The following is a 21068-nucleotide window of genomic DNA, read 5'->3' on the forward strand; positions in this document are numbered from 1 at the left end:
TCGCGCGTAGTCCCTGGGCAGGAGGGATGACGGACGATGCCGGAAAGGTTCGGAACGACGCGGGCGGGTGAACCCGTCACCCGGTACACCCTGACCCGTGACGGGTTGAGGGTTCAGGTGATCGATTACGGCGCGGTCGTCACCGCCATCGAGGTCCCGGACCGGGCGGGCCGCCGCGCCAACGTCGTCCTCGCCCTCGACACGGTGGAGGGCTACGAGACCGTGAGCCCGCATTTCGGGGCGATCGCCGGACGGTACGCCAACCGCATCGCGAAGGGCCGTTTCACCCTCGACGGAACGACCTACGCGCTGCCGATCAACGAGCCGCCCAACACCATGCATGGCGGTCCGGAAGGTTTCGCGAAGCGGCTGTGGCAGGTCGCGGCTGCGGGCGAGACGCGCCTCGTGCTGAGGCGGCGCAGCCCCGACGGCGAGCAGGGCTTTCCGGGCACGCTCGACGTCGAGGTCGTCTACGAACTGGCCGAGCCCGGCACGTTGCGGATCGATTACCGCGCCGTCACCGACCGCCCGACCGTCCTGAACCTCACCAATCACAGCTACTTCAATCTCGCCGGCGAGGGCGCGGGCGACGTGATGGATCACGTCGTGCAGGTCTTCGCCGATGCCTACGCGCCGACGGACGCGACGCAGATCCCGACCGGAGAGCGGGCGACGGTGGCGGACACGCCCTTCGATTTCCGCCAGCCCACGGCCCTCGGCGCACGGATCCGGCAGGGTCACGAACAGATCGTCCTGGCCGGCGGCTACGACCACACCTTGGTCCTTCGCGGCCCCGCCGGCTCGCTGCGCCCCGCGGCCACCTGCCTCTGTCCGGCCAGCGGGCGACGCCTCGACATCGCCACGACGCAGCCTGCGCTGCAGCTCTACAGCGGCAACAATCTCGACGGCTCCCTGGTCGGCCCCTCGGGACGCACCTACCGCTCCGGAGACGGTGTCTGTTTCGAGACGCAAGGATTCCCCGACGCACCGAACCATCCGAATTTTCCGAGTTCGGCTCTGCGACCGGGACAGACATTCATGGCGAGCACGACCTACTGTTTTTCGAGCGTCTGAAGGCCAACGGACCGACACGCTTGACAACGGCCCCGTTTGGTCTGAAATTTCTGTCATGACAGAAATTTCAGACCAAACGCAAAAGCTCGCTCCCGCGGTGGAGCGGTTCATCCTGCACTGGGGTGATCTCGGCGGACAGTGGGGCGTGAACCGCTCCGTCGCGCAGATCCACGCCCTGCTCTACCTGTCCGACAAGCCGCTCGCGGCGGAGGACATCGCGGGAACGCTCGGCATCGCCCGGTCCAACGTCTCGAACTCGCTGAAGGAACTCGCGGCCTGGAATCTGATCCGGCGCGTGCCGGTGATGGGCGAGCGGCGCGACTTCTTCGTCGCCGAGACCGACCTGTGGGAGATGGTCACCCGCATCGCCGCAGGCCGCAAGGAGCGCGAGATCGACCCCGCCCTCAAGGCCCTGCGCGAATGCGTGGCCGAAGCCGAGGGGGACCCGCGGGTCGGGGCCGTGGCCTCGCGGCGTCTCAAGGCGATGCTGGACTTCACGCAGACCCTCGACGGCTGGTACGCGCAGATGCTGAACGTGCCGCACAACACCCTCGCCAAGCTGATCCGGCTCGGCGGCCGCATCGTTCGCTACCTGCCCGTGAAGTCCGAGCCCTGACCCCCGTGCCGGCGGATTCGCCGCCCGAGAGGATGTTCAAGGAGGCTTTTGGATGCGCCCTGCCGCCGAATCGGCCGCTCCGACTCATGCCCCGGTCCGCCCGGCCGAACTGTTCGACCTGCGCTTCCGCGCTCTCGTCCCGGAGGCGGATTGGGCGCGGCTGCCGCCGGCGGTGCGGCGGCGCTTCACCAAGCGCCTCGGCGTGGGCGAGAGCGCGGTCTATGCCGGGCGGGTGGTCGAGACCGATCTCACCGCTCTCGGCTGGATGCTGGCACAGGGCCTGCGCCTCGTCGGTGCGCCGCTGCCCACCGCCCGCATCGCCAACGTGCCGAGCGTGGTCGCCGTCACCCAGGACGGCGCCGGCAGCGGTCAGATCTGGACGCGTCTCTACGCCCGCGGTTCCGGATTCCCACAGGCGATCCACTCGGCCAAGCGCTTCCAGGGTCCGACCGGGCTGGAGGAGCGTGTCGGCGCCGGGCTCGGAATGAGCCTGCGGGTTCTGGTGGAGGATCGGGCGCTCGTCTTCCGCAGTGAGCGCTACTTCATCGACCTGCCGGGCTTCCGACTGATGCTGCCGCGCTGGCTCACGCCGGGGATCCTGACCGTCAGCCACTGCGCGACCGGCACCCGCAGCTTCCGCTTCGTGCTGGAAATCCGCCATGCATGGCTCGGCCTCCTGCTGCGCCAGGAGCGGAATTCGTCGATCAGGTCGAGGCGCGCGACGACGTCACGGTCCCGATGCCGTGAGCCTCAGCCCGCGAGGCGGGCCCCGGTCGGACGATCGACGCCCCAGATCTTCTCGAGGTTGTAGAACCCGCGCACCTCGGGCCGGAAGATGTGGACGAGGATGTCGCCTGCATCGATCAGCACCCAGTCGCAGGCGGGCAAGCCCTCGACGCGGGCATTGCCGAATCCCTTCGCCTTCATCTCCTGGATGATCTTGTCGGCGATCGAGCCGACATGGCGCTGGGAGCGGCCGGATGCGATGATCATCGTGTCGGCGAGCGACGTCTTGCCCGCGAGGTCGATCTCGACGGTTTCCTCGGCCTTCATCTCGTCGAGGCATCCGAGGGCCAGGGCCTTCAGGGCGTCGGAGGAGGCGGTCTCGGTGTCGGAGCCGGCGGCTCCCGGCTGAAGGTGTGCGGACAGGGTCTCGGTTCCCGGCGATCGGATTGTGGCGACGCCGCCACGGGCTGAAATTGGCGGCTTTCGTCCCGCTTTTCAAGCGGGCGGAACGCCCTACGCCCCTGTCCGCAGCGCCGTCGAGGACAGATCGGAGCGCGGGCCGTGCAGGAAGGCCCAGGCGGGCGGGTGACGGCCGGCGAGAGTCACCGCCTCGGCCTCCGGGATCCGCGCCGCCGCGAAAGCCTGCGCCGCCGGCGCCGATGGGGCCTTCAGGGTGTGGCCCGGCCGGTCGATCACCGCGACCGGCATCAGCGACAGGATCTCCTCGAAGCGGCGCCAGCGGTGGAGAGAGCCGAGGGAATCCGCCCCCATGATCCATACGAAGCGGAGGGCCGGCCGGCGGCGGACGAGCCAGCGCAGGGTGTCGACGGTGTAGCGGCTGCCGATCCCCGCTTCGAAGCCGGTGACGGCGATCCGCGGGTCGGCGGCGAGCGCCCGCGCGCGTGCCACGCGCTCCTCCAGCGGCGCGAGCAGGCCGCGGTCTTTCAGCGGGTTTCCGGGTGTGACGAGCCACCAGACACGGTCGAGCCGCAGCCGCCTCAGCGCGGTGCGGCTGACATGCAGGTGTCCCGCATGCGCCGGATTGAACGAGCCGCCGTAGAGGCCGATCCGCAGGCCGGGTGCGGCCGGCGGGAGTCCGTTTGCGCGCAGAGGAGCCGCCGTCAGCGCGTCACGGCCGCGTCTGACCGCTGCCGTGAACCCGGTACTTGAAGGTGGTCAGTTGCTCGACGCCGACCGGCCCGCGGGCATGCATCCGGCCGGTGGCGATGCCGATCTCGGCGCCGAAGCCGAACTCGCCGCCGTCGGCGAACTGCGTCGAGGCGTTATGGGTCACGATCGCCGAATCGACCTCGTTGAGGAAGCGCGCGGCGGCCTCGGTGTCGTCGGTGATGATCGCGTCGGTGTGGTGAGAGCCGTTGGCCTCGATATGGGCGATGGCCGCGTCGAGCCCGTCGACCACCTTCGCCGAGATGATCGCGTCGAGATACTCGGTGCGCCAATCCGCCTCGTCGGCCGGCGTCACCCGCGGATCGACCCTTTGCGTCTCCGCGTCGCCGCGCACGGCGCAGCCGGATTCGAGCAGCGCCTCGACCAGCGGCTTGAGGTGGGTTTTGGCCACCGCCGCATCGACCAGCAGCGTCTCGGCGGCGCCGCAGATGCCGGTCCGGCGCATCTTGCTGTTGAGGAGCACCGTACGGGCCATGCCGAGATCGGCGCCCTCGGCCACGTAGACGTGGCAGATGCCGTCGAGATGGGCGAAGACCGGCACCTTGGCCTCGTCCTGGACGCGCTCCACGAGGCTGCGCCCGCCGCGGGGCACGATCACGTCGACGCAGCCGCCGAGGCCCGTGAGCATCAGACCGACCGCCGCCCGGTCGCGGGTCGGCACGAGCTGGATCGCGTCCGCCGGAAGTCCGGTGCGGGCCAATCCCTCGCTCATCGCCGCGGCGATGGCGGTCGCGGTGCGGTGCGAATCCGAGCCCGCGCGCAGGATCGCGGCGTTGCCGGCCTTGAGGCAGAGCGCCCCGGCATCGGCCGTCACGTTGGGGCGGCTCTCGAAGATGACGCCGACGACGCCGAGCGGGACGGAGATGCGCTCGATCAGGAGGCCGTTCGGCCGCTCGAAGGCGGCGAGCTGGCGCCCGACCGGATCGGGCAGGCCGGCCACCTTCTCCACCGCCTCGGCGATGGCCGCGACGCGGCCCTCGTCCAGCGTCAGCCGGTCGATGATCGCCTTGGTCTGGCCCGCAGCCTGCGCGGCCGAGACGTCCCGCGCGTTCTCGCGCAGGATCGCCGGGGCGCTGGTGCGGATCTGCTCGGCAATGGCGCGCAGCGCCAGATCCTTGGTCTGGGCCGGGGCGAGCGCCATCGCCCGGCCGGCGGCGCGCGCGCGCCGGCCGATCCCGGCCATCAGCGCATCGAGGTCGTCGGCGTCCGCAAAATCGGACTTGAGATTCAGGACAGGCACGTTCCCGCTTCCCGTCTGGCGCCGATCACGCGGCGCGATTGAGCATTTGAGTGCATATGCACCTTCCCGCACCCGTTTGCACATCGCCTTCGGGTTGAACAAGCGTCGATGTTAACTTGCCCGACCGGATCGGGCTGCCTTCAGGTTCCGATCATCGCGAGATCGTCGCGATGGATCATCTCCGTGCGACCGGCCTGGACCGAGGCGGCGGCGATCTCGCGGCTGGAGCGGCCGATGATCGCAGCGGCGTCGGCGCTGTCGTAGGCGACCAGTCCCCGGCCGAGGATGCGCCCCTCGGGTCCGCGGATCAGGACAGTGTCGCCCTTGGCGAAGCTGCCCTCGATGGCAACGACGCCCACCGGCAGCAGGCTTGCCCCACCCTGAAGAGCGCGGGCGGCGCCGGCATCGACGACGAGGGTGCCGGAGGCCTCCAGCGAGCCGGCGATCCAGGTCTTGCGCGCGGCGGTCGGGGTCGAGCCCGACAGGAACCACGTGCAGCGCCCGCCCTCGCGCACGACCCGCAGGGGGTTCTTTCCGCGGCCGTCGGCGATGACCATGTGGGTGCCGCCGCTCGCGGCGATCTTGGCGGCCTCGACCTTGGTGCGCATGCCGCCGCGGGACAGTTCCGAGGCCGGACCGCCCGCCATCGCCTCGATCTCCGGGGTCACCCGCTCGATCACCGGCAGGTGACGGGCCTGCGGATCGCTGTGCGGCGGAGCGGTATAGAGGCCGTCGATGTCGGAGAACAGCACCAGCACGTCGGCGCCGATCATCGTGGCGACCCGCGCCGCCAGCCGGTCGTTGTCGCCGTAGCGGATCTCGGCGGTGGCGACCGTGTCGTTCTCGTTGACCACCGGCACCGCCCGCACCTCCAGCAGCTTCTGTACGGTGGCGCGGGCGTTGAGGTAGCGGCGGCGCTCCTCCGTGTCCTTCGGCGTCACCAGCACCTGACCCGCGACGATGTCGTGGTGTCCGAGCGCCTCCGTCCAGTACCGGGCGAGCGCGATCTGTCCGACGGCTGCCGAGGCCTGGCTCTCTTCCAGGCGCAACGCGCCGGGGGGAAGGCCCAGCACCGTGCGCCCGAGGGCGACCGCGCCGGAGGACACGACCACCACATCGACGCCGCGGCCGTGCAGGTCGGCGATATCCTCCGCGAGCGCGGCGAGCCAGGCGTGGCGGAGACGTCCGCGGGCACGATCGACGAGGAGGGCCGAGCCCACCTTCACGACGACGCGGCGGAAATCTTCGAGAGCGGGAGGATGGACTTGGGTCATGCAACAGTCGTGACGAGGGCGCAGCGGGCGCGCGGCACGGCGTCCGCTCGATCGAGGCGGAGACCGGATCGGCGAGCTCGCGCGGCGCTTGAGCGAGGCCCGGATCCGCCATCCCGAGGGGATCGACCGGATCCGGTGTGGACCCGCTTCCTGTGCATCAACCGCCGGGCCTTGGCCAGATCCCACGATGCGCCCGAGTCCCACGACGCGCGCGAGGCCCCGCCCCGATGCGGACACATGCAGTTTTTGCGTGCAATCTTCGCGTGTATGTCTCGCAATCCGATCGTGCGTCAAGTACGACGGACTCGATCGTATCTCGGACAATTGTTTGGCGCGGCCCGACCATCGCGCGCAGGCAGGAGCGGCTCGCGCTGCGGAGATCCGGATTCCGGAGCGTGCCACCTTGTCGGACAGAGTCCTCTCCGGACGCAGCATCCTGATCGCCGAGGACGATTACTTCTGGGCCGACGAGCTTCTTCGCGGCGTGCGGGGTGCCGGAGCGATCGTCCTCGGCCCCGTCGCGACCGTCGGGGCCGCTCTGACACTCGTCGAGTCGGCGGCTGTCTTGGACAGCGCGATCCTCAACATCAATCTCCGGGGCGAGCGCGCTTACGCCGTTGCCGATCGACTGATCGAACGGGCCGTGCCCGTCTTGATCGTGACCGGATACGACGAAGCCGCACTTCCCGTCCGATACGCGGGCGTGCGGCGGCTCGAGAAGCCGGTCGGCATCGAGGCCGTGCTGAGGGCGATGCGCTCGCTTCTGCCCCCCTCGTGACCGGTGTCGAGCGTTGAGGGCGAGGGGCCCCCCGATCAGTTCATCTCGCGCAGGAGACGCTCCGCGACGACTTTGACCGGTTGACGGCGGCCGATCAGCACCGCGAACCGCGACTGCTCCGGATCCGCCTCCACATGGGTGCGGGCCCAGGCGACGAGAAACTTGAGATACTCGGCCCCGAGCAGGCGCGTGACCGCCGGATCCGCCCACCATCGTCCGACATCGAGGCCGTCGGCGACGACCGGATAGGGGATCAGCGTCTCGCCGTCCCGAAGGGCGTGCCGCAGCTCCACGAGCGTGCGGGGCATGTGGTAGCTCGACGTCACGACCGCGACGGTCTCGAACCGGTGGCGCCGCATCCAGCGCCGGGTCTCGATGGCGTTGCCGATGGTGTTGCGCGCCCGATAATCGAGATCGACGCAGCAGGTGATCCACTGCTCCTGGGCCGGGTTGAGGCGGACGATCTCGTCGCGGGTCGTGCGCTCGTTGACCCCGGAGATCAGGAGCCGCCGGCCGTGTCCGGCCGCGAGCAGGTCGATGGCGTCGCCGACCCGCTGCGAGCCGCCGGTCATGGCGACGATGCCGTCGACGCCGGCCAGACTCGGCCGCTCGGCCTGCTCGACCTCCGCGACGAAGGCGAGGAAGCCGCCTGCCAGCGCCATCAGGCCGAGAGCGGCGAGGCCGACGACGACCTGGAAGAGACGCAGGCCGCGAGAAGGACGCGCGCGTTCGTCAGTCATCCGCGCGGGAAAGGTCTGCGTCGTTCCACGATCCGACAGCGTGGCCCAGGGCCATCCGAGCGCCTCGCATGCGGGATCGCAGGAGGAGCGGATGGGGAGCCGGCCCGGGCCGGCCGCCTGTCGGCGTGGCGCTCGCGGAAACATCTCGGACGGAACAAGGGCTCATGACGGTGTCGTAGCCGGGACTCTCGGTTCCGAATGGTTGTCGAAAGGTTAACAGGTTCACGCAACCGGAAGCCTAGCGGAGGAAGCGGCGCACCGTGAACCGCGATACGGCTGCAGTGACGAGGGAGGCGATCACGCCGATCAGCACGATGATCGCGTAGCCCTGCCAGCCGATCTGAAACGTGCCGAACAGCGCCTCGATCTCCTCGCCCGCCGGCCCCGAGCGCCACATCCGGGCCAGGAGCCCGGCGAGCGCGCAGGTCAGCAACGCGGCGCCCGCGCCGAGCACCCCTCCCCTCAAGCCCAGGCGGAAGAAGCGGCTCTGAAATGCCTTGGCGATGTAGTCGTCGTCGGCGCCGACGAAGTGCAGCACCTCCACCACCTCCCGGTTGCCCGCCATGGCGCCGCGGGTCGCGAAGACCACGGCGAGACCGGTGGCGAACAGCACCAGAAGGACGACGCCGATGCCGATGCCGGCGAAGGTGTTGGCCATGGTCGAGAGACGCTGGAGCCACAGGGCATGGTCGTCGAGGCTCGCCACGCCCGGCAGCGCCGTGGTGAGCGCCGTGCGCAGGGCGGAGAGGTCGGCGTTGCGATCGCTCGCGAGCGTCAGCGCGATCAGGCGCGGCACCGGCAGATCCGACAGGTCGAGGCCGCTGCCGAGCCAGGGCTCGAGCAGCCGCTCGGACTCCGCCTTCGAGAAGATGCGCGCACCGGCGATGCCGGGTGCGGCCCGCGCGAGGCTTTCCGCCTGCCGCACGTCCGCGTCGATGTCGCGCCCGGCGCTCGGACGGACCTGCACCGTCACCTCCTGTGCAACGCTGCCCTGCCACTGGCCGGCGCTGGAGACGGCGATCTCCGCCGCGCCGGCGCAGAGAGCGGCGAGGAAGGTGAGGATGGCGATGACCGCCGCCAGCGCCCGGCTCGCAGCGGAGTCGGTCGGCACCAGCGGCGCGTTGCGGCGCAGATTGGCCGGGAGCGTCGGCTCGGAAGGCGCGGCCGCCGTCCGGCCCGGGCCCGCGTCGCTGCGGGCGGGAGCATGCACCTCGCTCATGGCCCCTCCACCCGCAGGCGGCCCTCGGCCAGCACCATGCGTCGCGCCTCGACGAGATCCATCAATCCGTAATCGTGGGTGGCGATCACCACCGAGGTGCCGAGCCGGTTCAACTCCATGAACAGCCGCAGCAGACGCCGGGCGAGGCTCGGATCGACGTTGCCGGTCGGCTCGTCGGCCAGAAGCAGTTCCGGCCGCGCGATCAGTGCCCGTGCGATCGCCGCGCGCTGCTTCTCGCCGCCCGAGAGAAGCGGGGGCAGAACGTGCATGCGCTCACCCAACCCGACCCAGCGCAACAGCTCCACGACCTCCGCCCGGTAGCTCGCCTCAGCCCGCTCCTGGACTCTCAGGGGCAGCGCCACGTTCTCGTAGGTCGTGAGATGATCGAGCAGGCGAAAATCCTGGAACACCACGCCCATGCGGCGGCGCAGGCCCGTGAGCGCGTCGTTCGAGATGCCGCTCACTTCCTTGCCGAAGATCGAGACGAGGCCGCGGGTCGGACGCACCGAGAGCAGGATCAGCCGCAACAGCGTGGTCTTGCCCGCTCCCGACGGCCCGGTCAGGAACTGGAACGAGTGCGGCGCGATCTCGAAGCTGACGTCCGACAGCACCTCCGGCCCGAGGCCGTAGCGCATTCCGACGCTCTCGAACCGGACGACGGGCTCCTCTGCGCCGGACAGGAGGCTGCCCGTTTTCATCCCAGCCGACAAGGCCCGCTCACTCCACGCTCTCTGCCCGACACGGCATCCCTGTGCCGTACGCGACTTCACGTCCGGTTAACCACACTCGGGGAGAACGTTTGTGTCCTTTTCGAGAGCGCGGCAACCCGCTGCCGGGACCTGACACCGACTCCGGCCCATCCATGCTGATCGTCTGCCCGGCCTGCGCCAGCGAGTATCGCATCGATGCCGAGCGCGTCGGAACCAGCGGACGTTCGGTGCGCTGCGCGGCCTGCCGCGAGACGTGGTTCATCTCGGCCGACGAGGTCGTCGCCGCCATGTTCGACGAAATGGCGTCGGACGATGAGCCCGCTCCGCCGCCGCCGGAACCCGCGCCCGCGGCCGAGCCGGACGCACCGGCCGCCGAAGCCGTACGGCGCCCGCGTCCGGCCGCCGCGAAGGGAGGGCGGGCCGGCAAGCCGCGGCGCAAGGCCGGGCGGTTTTCACCGGCCTTGGCCGCCTGCCTCATCCTCGCCGCCGCCCTGCCGCTCACGCTCCTCTTCCGTGCCGATGTCGTGCGGGCGATGCCGCAGACGGCCGGGCTGTTCGCCCGCATCGGCCTCCCGGTGAATCTGCGCGGCATCGATCTGACCGACGTCGCCGCTTTCCAGGTGCCGGCCGAAGGGAGCAACCCCGCGCGGCTCGTCGTAGAGGGAGATCTCGTCGCCGTCGCCCGGGAGCGCGTCGCCGTGCCGCCGATCGAGGTCGAGGTGCGCGACGCCGGAGGACAGCCGCTCTATCGCTGGAGCGTTCCCGGTCCGCGCTCCGCGCTGGAGCCTGGCGAGCGGGCGCGATTCACGGCGAGCCTCTCGGCGCCGCCCGAGAAGGGACGACAGATCGAGGTGCGTTTCGCGGACCGCCCCGCCGCCGCGGATACGGGAGCGGACGAGAAACGCTGAGGTCGGATCGGGAGCCGCCGCTCGGCGGTGCGGTGCGGAGCCGCGAAACCCGTTTCGTCGGATCTGCCCTCCGGCGATCCATCAACGGGAGTTCCGCCTCCCCTCACCCGCAACGCTGGCGGCAGCGCCCGCACATGGTATGGTAGGCAGCGGGACGGTCGAGGGCGGCCCGCGCCGCTGAAAACATCCAGCACAACATCACGAGCCGCATGAGCACCGCATCCAAACGCGTCCGCGTCCTGTTCGACGAGGCAGCCATCGCCAAGCGCAACGAGGAGCTGGCCGCCGAGATCGTGGCGGCCAAGCCCGAGAACCTGCTCGTGGTCGCCGTGCTGAAGGGCAGCTTCATGTTCGCCGCCGACCTGCTGCGCGCGCTTCACCGCGCCGGGCTCTCGCCGCAGGTCGAGTTCGTGCATCTGTCCAGCTACCGCACCTCCACCGTCTCCTCCGGACAGGTCGAGATCCTGCGCGACGTCCAGAGCGAGGTGCGTGGGCGCGACGTGCTGCTGATCGACGACATCCTCGAATCCGGCCGCACGGTCGTCTTCGCCAAGGACCTGCTGATGGCCCGCGGCGCGAAGCGCGTGCTGACCGCCGTACTCCTCGAGAAGCCCGGCAAACGCGCCGTGACCATCGATGCGGATTTCGTCGGCTTCACCTGCCCGGACGTGTTCGTGGTCGGCTACGGCATGGACGCCGCCCACGCCTTCCGCCAGCTCCCCTTCGTCGGCCTCGTGGATTACGACAGCAGCGACGCCGACCTGTTCGGCGGCGCCTGAGCGGAATCCCGGCTCGGCAAATTCCTGATAATTCCGCGACACTTGCCGGAATTGAGCCGCCGATGGAACTCTGTCGGCGCGTGAGGCTTGACAGGCCGCGCTCCGGCGCGGTCACTCGAACGCAGCGATCCAGATCGATGGAATGGTGAGGACGCCCGACCATGGCGCGCATCCTGCTCGTGGATGACGAGGATACGGTTCGCGGCTTCCTCAAGCGCGGGCTCGAACTCGACGGTCACACCGTCGTCACGGCCATCGACGGCAGTGACGGCCTCGATCGCCTCTCCGAAGCCGGCGGCGGCTTCGACCTGATGCTGACCGACATCCGTATGCCGTTGATGGACGGCATCGCGCTCTCGCTCGCGGCCAAACGCGATTATCCCGACCTGACGATCCTGCTGATGACCGGCTTCGCCGATCAGCGCGAGCGCGCCCGCGGCCTCGACGCCATCGTCACCGATGTTCTGACGAAGCCCTTTTCTCTGGCCGACCTGCGCTCGACGGTGACGCGGGCGCTTGCGGCGTAGGAACGCCTCGCCACGAGAGTCGCGCGACCGGCGAACCGACCCCACGGATCCTGATAATCGGTCGGATCGGCCTCGTTCCCTGTACGCCCTCCACCCCTTCCCAGCGCCTGCCTTCCCTCTCGACCAAGTGAGGTCCGAAGCGAGGAGGCGGAAGAAAATCGTTTCTCGCCAAACGGTTCGGAGAATGGCGTCACGAAACAGGCCGGGTGTCGCTCAGGGGGAGCCGGTGAGGCTTATCGCACTGCAATATTGATGTATGGCGGGCGCTCAACGACGCAGGGCGCAGGCCAGACCATGCCGGGAACGGACAGCTTCACCATCCAGGATGAGGTCAACATCCTTCTCGCCGAGAACATCGCGCCCTCAGCGGTTGAGGTTCTCGCGCGAGCGGGGATCCATGACGTGCGGCGTCTACCGCGTGCGGTCGGCTCGGCGGATGCCGGGGCGCTCACCGATGTGCACGTCCTCGGCATCCGCTCTCGCACCCAGGTGACGACCGGCCTGCTCGACGCCGCCCCGGCCCTGGTCGCGGTCGGCTGCTTCAGCGTCGGCACCAACCAAGTCGATCTCGACGCCGCCCGAGCGCGCGGGATCCCGGTCTTCAACGCCCCCTTTTCCAACACCCGCAGCGTCGCCGAACTGACGATCGGCGAAATCGTGATGCTGCTGCGGCGGATCACGCCCCGCTCCGAGGCGGCCCATGCCGGGGGCTGGGACAAGTCGGCGGAAAATTCCTACGAGGTCCGCGGCAAGACGCTCGGCATCGTCGGCTACGGCAATATCGGCGCGCAGCTCTCGAATCTCGCCGAGGCGATGGGCATGCGGGTGATCTTCTTCGATCTCACCGACCGGCTGCGCCACGGCAACACCGAACCCGCCGAGAGCCTCGACGCCCTGCTCGCGGCCAGCGACGTGGTGAGCCTGCACGTGCCGGAAACGCCGCTCACCCACGGGCTCATGAGTGCCGAGCGCATCGGCAAGATGAAGCCGGGCGCCTATCTCATCAACAACAGCCGCGGCACCGTGGTCGATCTCGACGCGCTCGCCATCGCGCTGAAACAGGGGCGGCTGCGCGGCGCGGCGGTCGACGTATTCCCCGTCGAGCCCCGCTCCAACGACGAGCGCTTCGTCTCGCCGCTCCAAGGCATCCCGAACGTGATCCTCACCCCGCATATCGGCGGTTCGACCGAGGAGGCGCAGGACCGCATCGGCTCCGAGGTCGCGCGCAAGCTCGTGGACTATGTCGAGACCGGCTCGACGCTGGGCGCGGTCAACTTCCCGCAGGTGCAGATCCCGCCCCGCATCGGCGGCGTGCGCTTTCTGCACGTCCACCGGAACGTTCCCGGCGTGCTCGGCCACGTCAACCAAGCCTTCGCCCGGCGCGACGTCAACATCGCGTCCCAGTACCTTCAGACCGAGGGGGAGTTGGGCTACGTGGTGGTGGAGGCCGACGCCGCCCCCGCCGAGCGTGCTGGCATCCTCGCCGAGCTCGACCGCATCGAGGGTACGGTGCGCACCCGCCTGATCCAGGCCCGGATCGCCTGACACTTCTCGACGATGTCCCATCGCCGACGGCCGCGGAAGGCGGGGCAGCGGGGATCCGCGGGACGTACGGACAAGGAATCCTTCGAGCCATGAGCGCGACCGGTCTTCCGCCCGACTTCCTGTCCCGACTCGACGGGCTGCTGGGACCGGGTGGCCTCCTGACGGATGAGGCCGATTGCGCCCCCTATGGGATCGACTGGCGCCGCCTGTTTCCGGGCCGGGCCGCCGCCGTCGCGCGGCCGTCGAGCACGGGTCAGGTCGCTTCGGTGGTCGGCTTGTGCCGCGAAGCCGGCGTCGCCCTGGTGCCCCAGGGCGGCCATACCGGTCTCGCCGGCGGCGCCACCCCCGATGCGTCGGGGCGCCAAGTCGTGCTCACCCTCTCGCGGATGAACGCGGTTCGCGCGGTCGATCCGGTCGGGCTCACCATGGAGGTCGAGGCCGGCTGCGTGGTGCAGGCGGCGCAGGCGGCAGCGGAGGCCGCCGGGCGGCTGTTCCCGGTGAGCTACGGCGCGGAAGGCTCGGCCATGGTCGGCGGCATGATCGCCACCAATGCCGGCGGCATCAACGTGCTGCGCTACGGCATGACCCGCAGCCTCGTGCTCGGTCTCGAAGTCGTGCTCGCCGACGGCGGTGTCGTCGATGGCCTGCGCGCACTGCGCAAGGACAATGCCGGCTACGACTGGAAGCAGCTCTTCATCGGCAGCGAGGGCACGCTCGGCATCGTCACGGCGGCGGTGCTGCGCCTGGTGCCCCGGCCGCGCTACACCGAGACCGCCCTGCTGGCGGTGCCCGACCCGGAGGCGGCGCTGCGTATCCTCGCGGCGGCGCAGGACAGCCTCGGCGACACGATCCAGGCTTTCGAGCTGATCTCGCGCTGCGCGTTCGATCTTCTCGAGCGTTATGCCGGCCTGTCGGGCCCGCTGCCGCCCTCCCCCTGGTCCATCCTGCTCGAAGCCGGATCGAGCCTGTCCGGTCTGCGGGACGCCGTCGAGGCGACCCTCGGCGAGGCTCTGGAGCGGGGCGACGCCGTGGACGGCGTGTTCGCCGAATCGAAGGCGCAGGCCGCCGGTCTCTGGTCCCTGCGTGAGCGCATCACCGAATGCGAGGCGCACCAGGGCAAGTCGGTCAAGCACGATGTCTCGGTGCCGATTCCGGCGATTCCCGCTTTCCTGGAGGCTGCCGACCGGGCGCTCGCCGAGGGTGCGCCCGGCACCGTCCCGAACGTGTTCGGGCACATGGGCGACGGCAACCTGCACTACAACGTGCTGGTCGGGCCGGAGCATGACAGCGCCGCGATCAACCGCCTCGTCCACGACGTGGTCGATCGCTTCGCCGGCAGCATCTCCGCCGAGCACGGCATCGGACAGTACCGCGTCGACGAGCTGGCGCGCCGGCGCCGGCCCGAGGAAATGGCTCTGGCGCAGCGTCTGAAACGGGCGCTCGATCCGGACGGTCTGCTCAATCCAGGCAAGGTTCTGCGGGTCTGACCCCATTTGAAGGCCGATCTCACGATCGGTCCAGCCGCAGCATCGCCCCTCCAAGACCGAGAGGGACCCAAACCTCTTCCCGCGTACCGGGCGCCGGCCTCAGTTCATCTGCCAGATCGTCCCGTTGAGCAGGCAGGCGAAGGAGACCCAGGCGGCGTAGGGCACGAGCAGCCACGCGGCGGGCCGGTCGAAGCGCCACGACAGGCGGATGGTCCACAGGATCATCACCAGCATGGCGAGCGCGACGATCAGCGCGAGACCGAGCCTGTGGGCGGCGAAGAAGACCGGCGTCCAGGCGGCGTTAAGGGCGAGCTGAGCGGCGAAGGCGGCCAGCGCCAGCCACCACGCCTTCCGGGCTGGGCCCGGCACCGGGCGGGCGCCGAGCAGCCGCCAGACCGAGATCGCGATCAGCGTGTAGAGAACGGTCCAGGCCAGCGGAAACACCCAGTTCGGCGGGTTGAAGGCCGGCTTGCGGATCGTCGTGTACCACTCCTCGATGTTCGAGCCGGTGGAGAGCGAACCCACCGCCGTCACGAGCGCGACCGGAAGGATCGCGGCGGCGAGCCGCGGGATCGGCGGCAGGGCGGGCCGTCCGGGAATGTCCAGGGCGCTCATGCGCTGCGCAACGCTCCGTCGATCATTTCCCCGCCTTGCCCGCTCCGGCGGATTCGCTCAAGCCCACCGTCGAACCGATCCGAACGAGGAACCCCATGAGCCGGTCCAACGCGCCTCACGGCGATTCCGATGCAGCGCCCGCCCCCGGCTTGTCACCCGACGCGTGGCGACCGGCGACGCTGGCCGCGCAGGCTCTCGGCCGGATCGATCCGGTGACGCGGGCGGTGGTGCCGCCGCTCCATCTCTCGACGACCTTCCTGCGCGATCCCGACAACGCCTATCGCTCCGGCTTCTCCTACGCGAGGCCCGACAACGCCACGACGCGGGAGGCTGAGGACGTCATCGCCGCGCTGGAGCGAGCGGAGGCCGGCGCGCTGCTGTTCGGCTCCGGCATGGCCGCCGCCGCCGCCGTGTTCTGCGCCCTGGAGCGCGGCGACCACGTCATCGCCCCCGAGGTGATGTACTGGGGCCTCCGCCGCTGGCTCCGGCAGGAGGCGCCGCGCCTCGATCTCGCGGTCGATTTCGTGCCGATGCAGGATCCGGAGGCGGTGCGTGCCGCCATCCGGCCGGGCAAGACGCGGCTCGTCTGGATCGAGACGCCGGGCAACCCGCTCTGCACGATCACCGACATCGCCCGCGTCGCGGAGGTTGCCCGAGCGGCCGGGGCGCGGGTCGCGGTCGATTCGACGGCCGTGAGCCCGATCCTCACCCGGCCGCTCACGCTCGGGGCCGACATCGTGATGCATTCGGCCACCAAGATCCTGAACGGTCACTCCGATGTCGTCGCCGGCGTGCTGGCCGGCGCGCGCAGCGACAGCTTCTGGGAGCGTGTCACGGCGATCCGCGGCGGCTGGGGAGCGATTCTCGGACCGTTCGAGGCGTATCTGCTGGTGCGGGGCTTGCGCACCTTGCCCCTGCGCGTCAGCGCCCAGAGCGCCGGGGCGCTCCGCCTCGCGCAGCGGCTCTCGGCGCATCCGCTGGTGAGCGCGGTGCTCTATCCCGGCCTGCCGGACCATCCCGGTCACACGGTCGCGGCGCGGCAGATGGAGGGCGGCTTCGGCTTCATGCTCTCGATCCGCGTGGCCGGCGGCGAGGCGGCGGCGATCGGGACCGCCGCACGGGTGGCGCTGTGGAAGCGCGCCACCTCGCTCGGCGGCGTGGAGAGCCTCATCGAGCACCGCGCGTCAGTCGAAGGGCCGGGCACGCCCTGCCCACCCGACCTGCTGCGCCTCTCCACCGGCATCGAGGATCCGGACGACCTGTTCCGCGATCTCGACGCGGCCCTGACGGCGGCGCACGGCGCGGCGGCCTGACCGCTCTCAAGTCAAAACCGACGAAATCTGTGGAAGGCGCACCTGCGCTCGCGGTTTTCGCGCGTTGTCGCGACGACGAGCCCCGAGCCGGGACGCGAACCGACATGACGAACCGTAACGCCTTCCTCTTCGCCGTGCTCGCGCTCGGCCTCGTTTCCGCCGCGGCCAGAGCCGAGGACGGGCCGCCGAATCTCGACGTCGAGGCGACCTGCAAATCGGCCGAGCGGGTGCAGAGCACGCTCAGCGACAACCCCAGCAAGGATGCCTGTCTGACCTCCGAGCGCGGGGCCGAGAAAGATCTGAAGAAGCGCTGGGGACAATTCCCGGCCGCGGCCAAGTCGCAGTGTACGCAGCAATTCCAGGCCGGTGGCTTTCCGTCCTACGTCGAGCTTCTCACCTGCCTCGAATTGGCGAGCGGCACTGTGCCGTCGCAGTCGGGCACGGATCAGCCCGGCAGGTCCGATGACGGCGGCGGCCGGAGCGGCAAGAAGGAGGGCAGTTCGCTGACCCGCGAGCCTGCCCCGACGCAGCGCACCAATCCGATCGAGGTGCTGGAAAACAAGTAGACCTCGCCGCCTCCGGCTCTTGCGATGCGGCGCGGCGAGATTCGCATGATCAGTGCAGCGTCGGCGCGCCCGCCTCGTCGATGGCGACCGAAAGCCAGGGCGTCGTCGCGCCGACGGCCGTCGGCTCGGCGACGCCGGTGCGGCTCTGATGCAGTTCGAGCAGTTCCGGCGCCGGCCGAGTGTCATCCTCGGTGAGGAACAGGCCGCGCGCCTTCGAGCCCAGGCCGAGCCGGGTGCTGCTGGTGAGCACGCTCTGGACCGGGCTCGTCAGCAGCGCGAGGGCCACCGGTGCCATCCACAGCGCCAGCCAGTGGCTTCCGGAAAAGGCGAGCAATACCACCAGCGCCCCGCCCGCCGCGATCGCGTCGCTCTGAAGCCGGACGGCCTCGCCCCACGGCACGCTGCGGTCGTCGCGCGCCTGCGCATCCCAGCGCACGACGCGACCGACCAGGGTCGTCACCACGGCCCCCGCGGCGAACAGAGCCATCACCGGCCACAGCAGGACCCAGATCGCCTGTTCGAGCGCCGCGCTGACGAGCAGCGAGCGGGTGCCGCCGAAATCCGCCCGCCGTTGCGGCGAGGCCAGCACGTAGCCGAGGCTCAGGAGCTTGGGCAGCGCCATGACGGCGATGACGAGGCCGGCGAGCGCCGCGGCGACCGCGTTGCCGCCGTCGATGCCGTAACCGATCAGCCCAAGTTCGCCGGACCGGGCCGCTTGCCACGTGCCTAGGGAGAGGAAGGCGATCCAGAGCGGATAGACGCAGTAGCCGAGGATGCCGACGCCGAGGTGCCAGCGGCTGGCGCCGAGCAGGCCCTTCATCGGAAGGACGCGGATGTGCTGCAGGTTGCCCTGGCACCAGCGCCGCTCGCGCCCGAGCAGATCGATGAGATTGGTCGGCATCTCCTCCCAGGTTCCGCCCATCTCCGGCAGGAGGCGCACCTCCCAGCCGGCCCGGCGCAGCAGCGCCCCCTCGACGATGTCGTGGCAGAGGATCTCGCCGCCGAGCGGCGGCCTGCCCGACAGCACCGGAAGCTCCGCATTGCTGGCGAAGGCCTCGATGCGCAGGATCGCGTTGTGGCCCCAGTAGGAGCCGTCCGGGCCCTGCCATGTCTCCAGGCAGCGCAGAGAGAGTGGCGCGTAGAGGCGCACGGCGAATTGCTGGATCCGCGCGAACAGGGTGTCCCGGCCGGCGGCGTAGGAGACGGTCTGGATCAGTCCGGTGCGCGGGTTCTCCTCCATCAGCCGGGCCAGCCGACGCATGGCGGCGCCGGTCATCAGGCTGTCGGCGTCGAGCACGATCATGAAGTCGTATTCATGCCCGTAGGTTCGGCAGAATTCGGCGATGTTTCCGGCCTTGCGGCCGGTGTTTTCGGTCCGGCGGCGATAGCGGATGCGGGGCATGCCGCGGCCCTCGCGCCGGCTCCAGGCCTCGATGCGGGCGAATTCGTGCTCCTCGACCGCGCTGATCGCGCCCTCGCGCGTGTCGGAGAGGACGAAGATGTCGATGTCCGAGCCGTCGCCGCCCTCGCGCTGAAGCGAACGAGCCATGACGCGGATCGCCGAGAACACCGCGATCGGGTCCTCGGCGTGGATCGCCACCACCGCCGCCGTGCGGCTCAGGCCGGTCGGACGGGTGGAGATCGTGGCGGAGCGCCGTTCCAGCGGCGAGAGGACACGGTCACCCATCAGTGCGGCGACGAGGCCGTAGAGGTACTGCCAGGCCGTGAAGGACTGCCACGCCATCAACACCACGAAGAGTCCGAGCACGCTGCACCCGAGCCACGTTTCCGGCAGGCCGTAGGCGGCGAGAGCCAGGGCGGCCAGGATGGCGGCGGTGGCGAGCGTCGGACCGGCCAGGGCGAGGCGACGCAACCGAAAGGACGCCGGCCGCGGCGCGGGGCCCGCGCCTCTCAGGCGGGTTTCACCCCCGGCCCCCGTCTCGACGGAGCGTTCCGCCTGCGGCAAGTCTGGGCTGGACATGATCGACGTCGACACTCGCGGGAGGGATGAACGGATGGCTGGACCGTCGGACGCTGACAACGGGGCGCCCGAGGCGAACGGCGTTTCGCGGCGCGCCCTCGTACGGGGCGCTGTTCGTGGTGCTCTTGCCGGTTCGGCCGGCTTGAGCGTTTCTGGCCTTTTCGACCTGAATACAGCCAGAACGATGGCTCAAACCTCAGAGAGCGCCGCTTCCCGGGGCGCGACAGAGTCGCGTCCGATCACCTTTGAGGCTCTGGCCCAGCGTGCCGAGCGCCTCGCGGCCGAGCCGTATCGTCCTCCCGGCAACGATCTGCCGCAGGAATTGGCCGCCCTCGACTACGACGCATTCCAGGCGATCCGCTTTCGTCCCGAGGCGACGGTTCCGCTCGGGCCGCGATTCTCGATGCAACCGTTCCACCGCGGCAGCCTGCATGCCAAGCGCGTGGAGATCCGACTGCAATCGCCCGAGGGCGTGCGTCTCTTCGCCTACGATCCGGATCTGTTCGACCTCGGGCCGACGCTGAAGGGGCGCCGCTACCCGGCCTCGCTCGGCTATGCCGGCTTCCGCATCGCCTACGGCTTCGACGCGAGCCGCCCGCAGGCTCACGAAGAGTTCCTCGTCTTCCTCGGCGCCTCGTACTTCCGCATCCGCGGCCGCGATCAGGTCTACGGCCTCTCGGCCCGGGGCATCGCGGTGAATACCGGGCTGCCGCAAGGGGAGGAATTTCCGGACTTCACCCACTTCTGGATCGAGGAGCCGGGCGGCGACGCGGCATCGATCACGATCTTCGCGCTCCTCGACGGCCCGAGCCTCGCGGGAGCCTACCGCTTCGTCGTCGCGCCGGGTGAGCCCTCCACCGTCGCGGTCGAGACAGCCCTGTTCCCCCGCCGCGCCATCGAGGCGCTCGGGCTCGCCCCGCTCACCAGCATGTTCCTGTTCGGCGAGAACGGGCCGGGCCTGCGCGGGGCCAAGCCCTTCGACGATTTCCGGCCGCAGGTGCACGATTCGGACGGACTGGTGGTGCAGGCGCCCGGCGACCGGCTGTGGCGGCCCCTGGTCAACGGCCGGGCCGCGCCGCAGATCTCGTCGTTCCGGGTCCGGCCGCTCGAGGGCTTCGGATTGCTGCAGAGGGAACGCAGGTTTGCCGCCTATCTCGACGTTCAGGCGCGTCACGAGGACCGGCCGGGCCTGTGGGTGACACCGAAGGGCGACGGCTTCGGTGCCGGCGCGGTTCGGTTGTTCGAGATCCCGTCGCGCACCGAGGCGACCGACAACATCGTCGCGGCCTTCGTACCGGAGGCGCCCATCGCGGCCGGAAGGCCGATGCGGCTCGCCTACGGCCTCTCCACGGTCGGCGCCGAACCGTCAGCGGCCCTCGCGCCGCCCCTCGGGCGCATCGTGTCGACCCGCGTCGGCTCGGCCGAGCGTCTGCGTCCGACCAATCCGCCCTCGCCGCAGCGGCGCCTCTACGTCATCGATTTCGAGGGGCCGGGCCTTCCCGAGGATCCGATGGCGGACATCGAGGTCGCGCTCTCGGCGAGCGCGGGCGCGCTGGTCGAGCCTTATGCCGAGCGGGTGCCGCAGACCGGCGGCTGGCGGCTCTACGCCGAGTTCCGGCCGCCCGAGCCGTGGCCTGCAGGCGAGGTGGTGCTGCGTGCGCGCCTCTCCCATGGCGGGCGGGTCGTCACCGAGACGTGGGACGCCGTGGCCTGAGGGCGGTGAACTGGGGCGGGCTGCCGGCCGTTATCGGGGCAACGTCACGTCCGAACCCGGAGCCTGGG

General features: G+C 70.2%; 19 protein-coding genes and 2 pseudogenes. 12 read left to right on the plus strand and 9 right to left on the minus strand.

Annotation, left to right across the window (positions count from 1 at the left end; genetic code table 11):
* The first annotated feature begins 36 nt into the window (after nt 1–36).
* From HNR01_RS03200 to HNR01_RS03210, 3 genes and pseudogenes are all read left to right on the plus strand, one after another.
* Nucleotides 37–1074, plus strand: coding sequence for an aldose epimerase family protein (locus tag HNR01_RS03200; RefSeq protein WP_183666578.1), 1038 nt, complete (start codon nt 37–39; stop codon nt 1072–1074).
* A gap of 55 nt (nt 1075–1129) precedes the next feature.
* Nucleotides 1130–1690 (plus strand): GbsR/MarR family transcriptional regulator, encoded by a 561-nt coding sequence (locus HNR01_RS03205; protein ID WP_026105774.1) that lies wholly within the window; start codon nt 1130–1132, stop codon nt 1688–1690.
* A gap of 52 nt (nt 1691–1742) precedes the next feature.
* Nucleotides 1743–2437, plus strand: a pseudogene (locus HNR01_RS03210) (DUF4166 domain-containing protein).
* Between the two features lie 3 nt (nt 2438–2440).
* Here HNR01_RS03210 and rsfS read toward each other — a convergent pair.
* From rsfS to proB, 4 genes and pseudogenes are all read right to left on the minus strand, one after another.
* Nucleotides 2441–2743: a ribosome silencing factor gene (rsfS, locus tag HNR01_RS03215; protein ID WP_017486128.1), complete on the minus strand. Its 303-nt coding sequence runs from the start codon at nt 2741–2743 to the stop codon at nt 2441–2443.
* A 195-nt stretch (nt 2744–2938) separates the two neighbouring features.
* Nucleotides 2939–3490 (minus strand): annotated as a pseudogene (locus tag HNR01_RS03220) (nicotinate-nucleotide adenylyltransferase); the annotation flags it as partial.
* Between the two features lie 55 nt (nt 3491–3545).
* Nucleotides 3546–4844, minus strand: a complete 1299-nt coding sequence (locus HNR01_RS03225; RefSeq protein ID WP_183666580.1) for a glutamate-5-semialdehyde dehydrogenase — start codon at nt 4842–4844, stop codon at nt 3546–3548.
* 140 nt (nt 4845–4984) lie between these two features.
* Nucleotides 4985–6118, minus strand: a complete 1134-nt coding sequence (gene proB, locus HNR01_RS03230) for a glutamate 5-kinase (protein WP_017486125.1) — start codon at nt 6116–6118, stop codon at nt 4985–4987.
* Between the two features lie 403 nt (nt 6119–6521).
* On the opposite strand from proB, the gene HNR01_RS03235 reads away from it, so the two are divergent.
* Nucleotides 6522–6896, plus strand: coding sequence for a response regulator (locus HNR01_RS03235; protein ID WP_183666582.1), 375 nt, complete (start codon nt 6522–6524; stop codon nt 6894–6896).
* A gap of 35 nt (nt 6897–6931) precedes the next feature.
* Here HNR01_RS03235 and HNR01_RS03240 read toward each other — a convergent pair whose 3' ends face one another.
* The 3 genes from HNR01_RS03240 to ftsE form a co-directional block, all read right to left on the minus strand.
* A complete protein-coding gene (locus HNR01_RS03240; RefSeq protein WP_183666584.1) occupies nt 6932–7636 on the minus strand; it encodes a YdcF family protein in 705 nt (234 codons plus the stop codon).
* 238 nt (nt 7637–7874) lie between these two features.
* Nucleotides 7875–8855: a cell division protein FtsX gene (locus HNR01_RS03245; RefSeq protein WP_183666586.1), complete on the minus strand. Its 981-nt coding sequence runs from the start codon at nt 8853–8855 to the stop codon at nt 7875–7877.
* Nucleotides 8852–9553: a cell division ATP-binding protein FtsE gene (gene ftsE, locus HNR01_RS03250; protein WP_017486121.1), complete on the minus strand. Its 702-nt coding sequence runs from the start codon at nt 9551–9553 to the stop codon at nt 8852–8854. Before ftsE ends, HNR01_RS03245 begins: the two co-directional genes overlap by 4 nt.
* A 164-nt stretch (nt 9554–9717) precedes the next feature.
* Here ftsE and HNR01_RS03255 point away from each other — a divergent pair, with 164 nt between their 5' ends.
* The 5 genes from HNR01_RS03255 to HNR01_RS03275 all read left to right on the plus strand — a co-directional run bounded on the left by HNR01_RS03255 (nt 9718) and on the right by HNR01_RS03275 (nt 14811).
* On the plus strand, nt 9718–10473 hold the full coding sequence (locus HNR01_RS03255) for a zinc-ribbon domain-containing protein (RefSeq protein WP_183666588.1): 756 nt from the start codon (nt 9718–9720) through the stop codon (nt 10471–10473).
* 209 nt (nt 10474–10682) lie between these two features.
* The gene (hpt, locus tag HNR01_RS03260) at nt 10683–11252 is read left to right on the plus strand and encodes a hypoxanthine phosphoribosyltransferase (RefSeq protein ID WP_017486119.1); all 570 of its coding nucleotides are present in this window, start codon (nt 10683–10685) and stop codon (nt 11250–11252) included.
* A gap of 161 nt (nt 11253–11413) precedes the next feature.
* Complete coding sequence (locus HNR01_RS03265) at nt 11414–11779, plus strand: response regulator (RefSeq protein WP_003600588.1); 366 nt, start codon at nt 11414–11416, stop codon at nt 11777–11779.
* Between the two features lie 294 nt (nt 11780–12073).
* Nucleotides 12074–13324 carry a phosphoglycerate dehydrogenase gene (serA, locus tag HNR01_RS03270; RefSeq protein WP_183666589.1) on the plus strand — a complete coding sequence of 417 codons (1251 nt, stop codon included), beginning with the start codon at nt 12074–12076 and terminating at the stop codon, nt 13322–13324.
* An 89-nt stretch (nt 13325–13413) separates the two neighbouring features.
* The gene (locus HNR01_RS03275) at nt 13414–14811 is read left to right on the plus strand and encodes an FAD-binding oxidoreductase (RefSeq protein WP_183666591.1); all 1398 of its coding nucleotides are present in this window, start codon (nt 13414–13416) and stop codon (nt 14809–14811) included.
* A 99-nt stretch (nt 14812–14910) separates the two neighbouring features.
* On the opposite strand, the gene HNR01_RS03280 is transcribed toward HNR01_RS03275, so the two are convergent.
* The gene (locus HNR01_RS03280) at nt 14911–15426 is read right to left on the minus strand and encodes a TspO/MBR family protein (RefSeq protein ID WP_183666593.1); all 516 of its coding nucleotides are present in this window, start codon (nt 15424–15426) and stop codon (nt 14911–14913) included.
* A 95-nt stretch (nt 15427–15521) separates the two neighbouring features.
* Between HNR01_RS03280 and HNR01_RS03285 the strand changes: the two genes are divergently transcribed.
* The gene (locus HNR01_RS03285) at nt 15522–16739 is read left to right on the plus strand and encodes a trans-sulfuration enzyme family protein (protein ID WP_153873710.1); all 1218 of its coding nucleotides are present in this window, start codon (nt 15522–15524) and stop codon (nt 16737–16739) included.
* Nucleotides 16740–16843: 104 nt separating this feature from the next.
* Nucleotides 16844–17305: a plant Invertase/pectin methylesterase inhibitor family protein gene (locus HNR01_RS03290; RefSeq protein ID WP_183666595.1), complete on the plus strand. Its 462-nt coding sequence runs from the start codon at nt 16844–16846 to the stop codon at nt 17303–17305.
* Nucleotides 17306–17354: 49 nt separating this feature from the next.
* Here HNR01_RS03290 and mdoH read toward each other — a convergent pair whose 3' ends face one another.
* Nucleotides 17355–19286 carry a glucans biosynthesis glucosyltransferase MdoH gene (gene mdoH, locus HNR01_RS03295; protein WP_183666597.1) on the minus strand — a complete coding sequence of 644 codons (1932 nt, stop codon included), beginning with the start codon at nt 19284–19286 and terminating at the stop codon, nt 17355–17357.
* A gap of 34 nt (nt 19287–19320) precedes the next feature.
* On the opposite strand from mdoH, the gene HNR01_RS03300 reads away from it, so the two are divergent.
* A complete protein-coding gene (locus tag HNR01_RS03300) occupies nt 19321–21000 on the plus strand; it encodes a glucan biosynthesis protein G (protein WP_183666599.1) in 1680 nt (559 codons plus the stop codon).
* Nucleotides 21001–21068 lie beyond the last annotated feature (68 nt).

The organism is Methylorubrum rhodesianum (assembly GCF_014199985.1).
GTDB classification, from domain to species: domain Bacteria; phylum Pseudomonadota; class Alphaproteobacteria; order Rhizobiales; family Beijerinckiaceae; genus Methylobacterium; species Methylobacterium rhodesianum.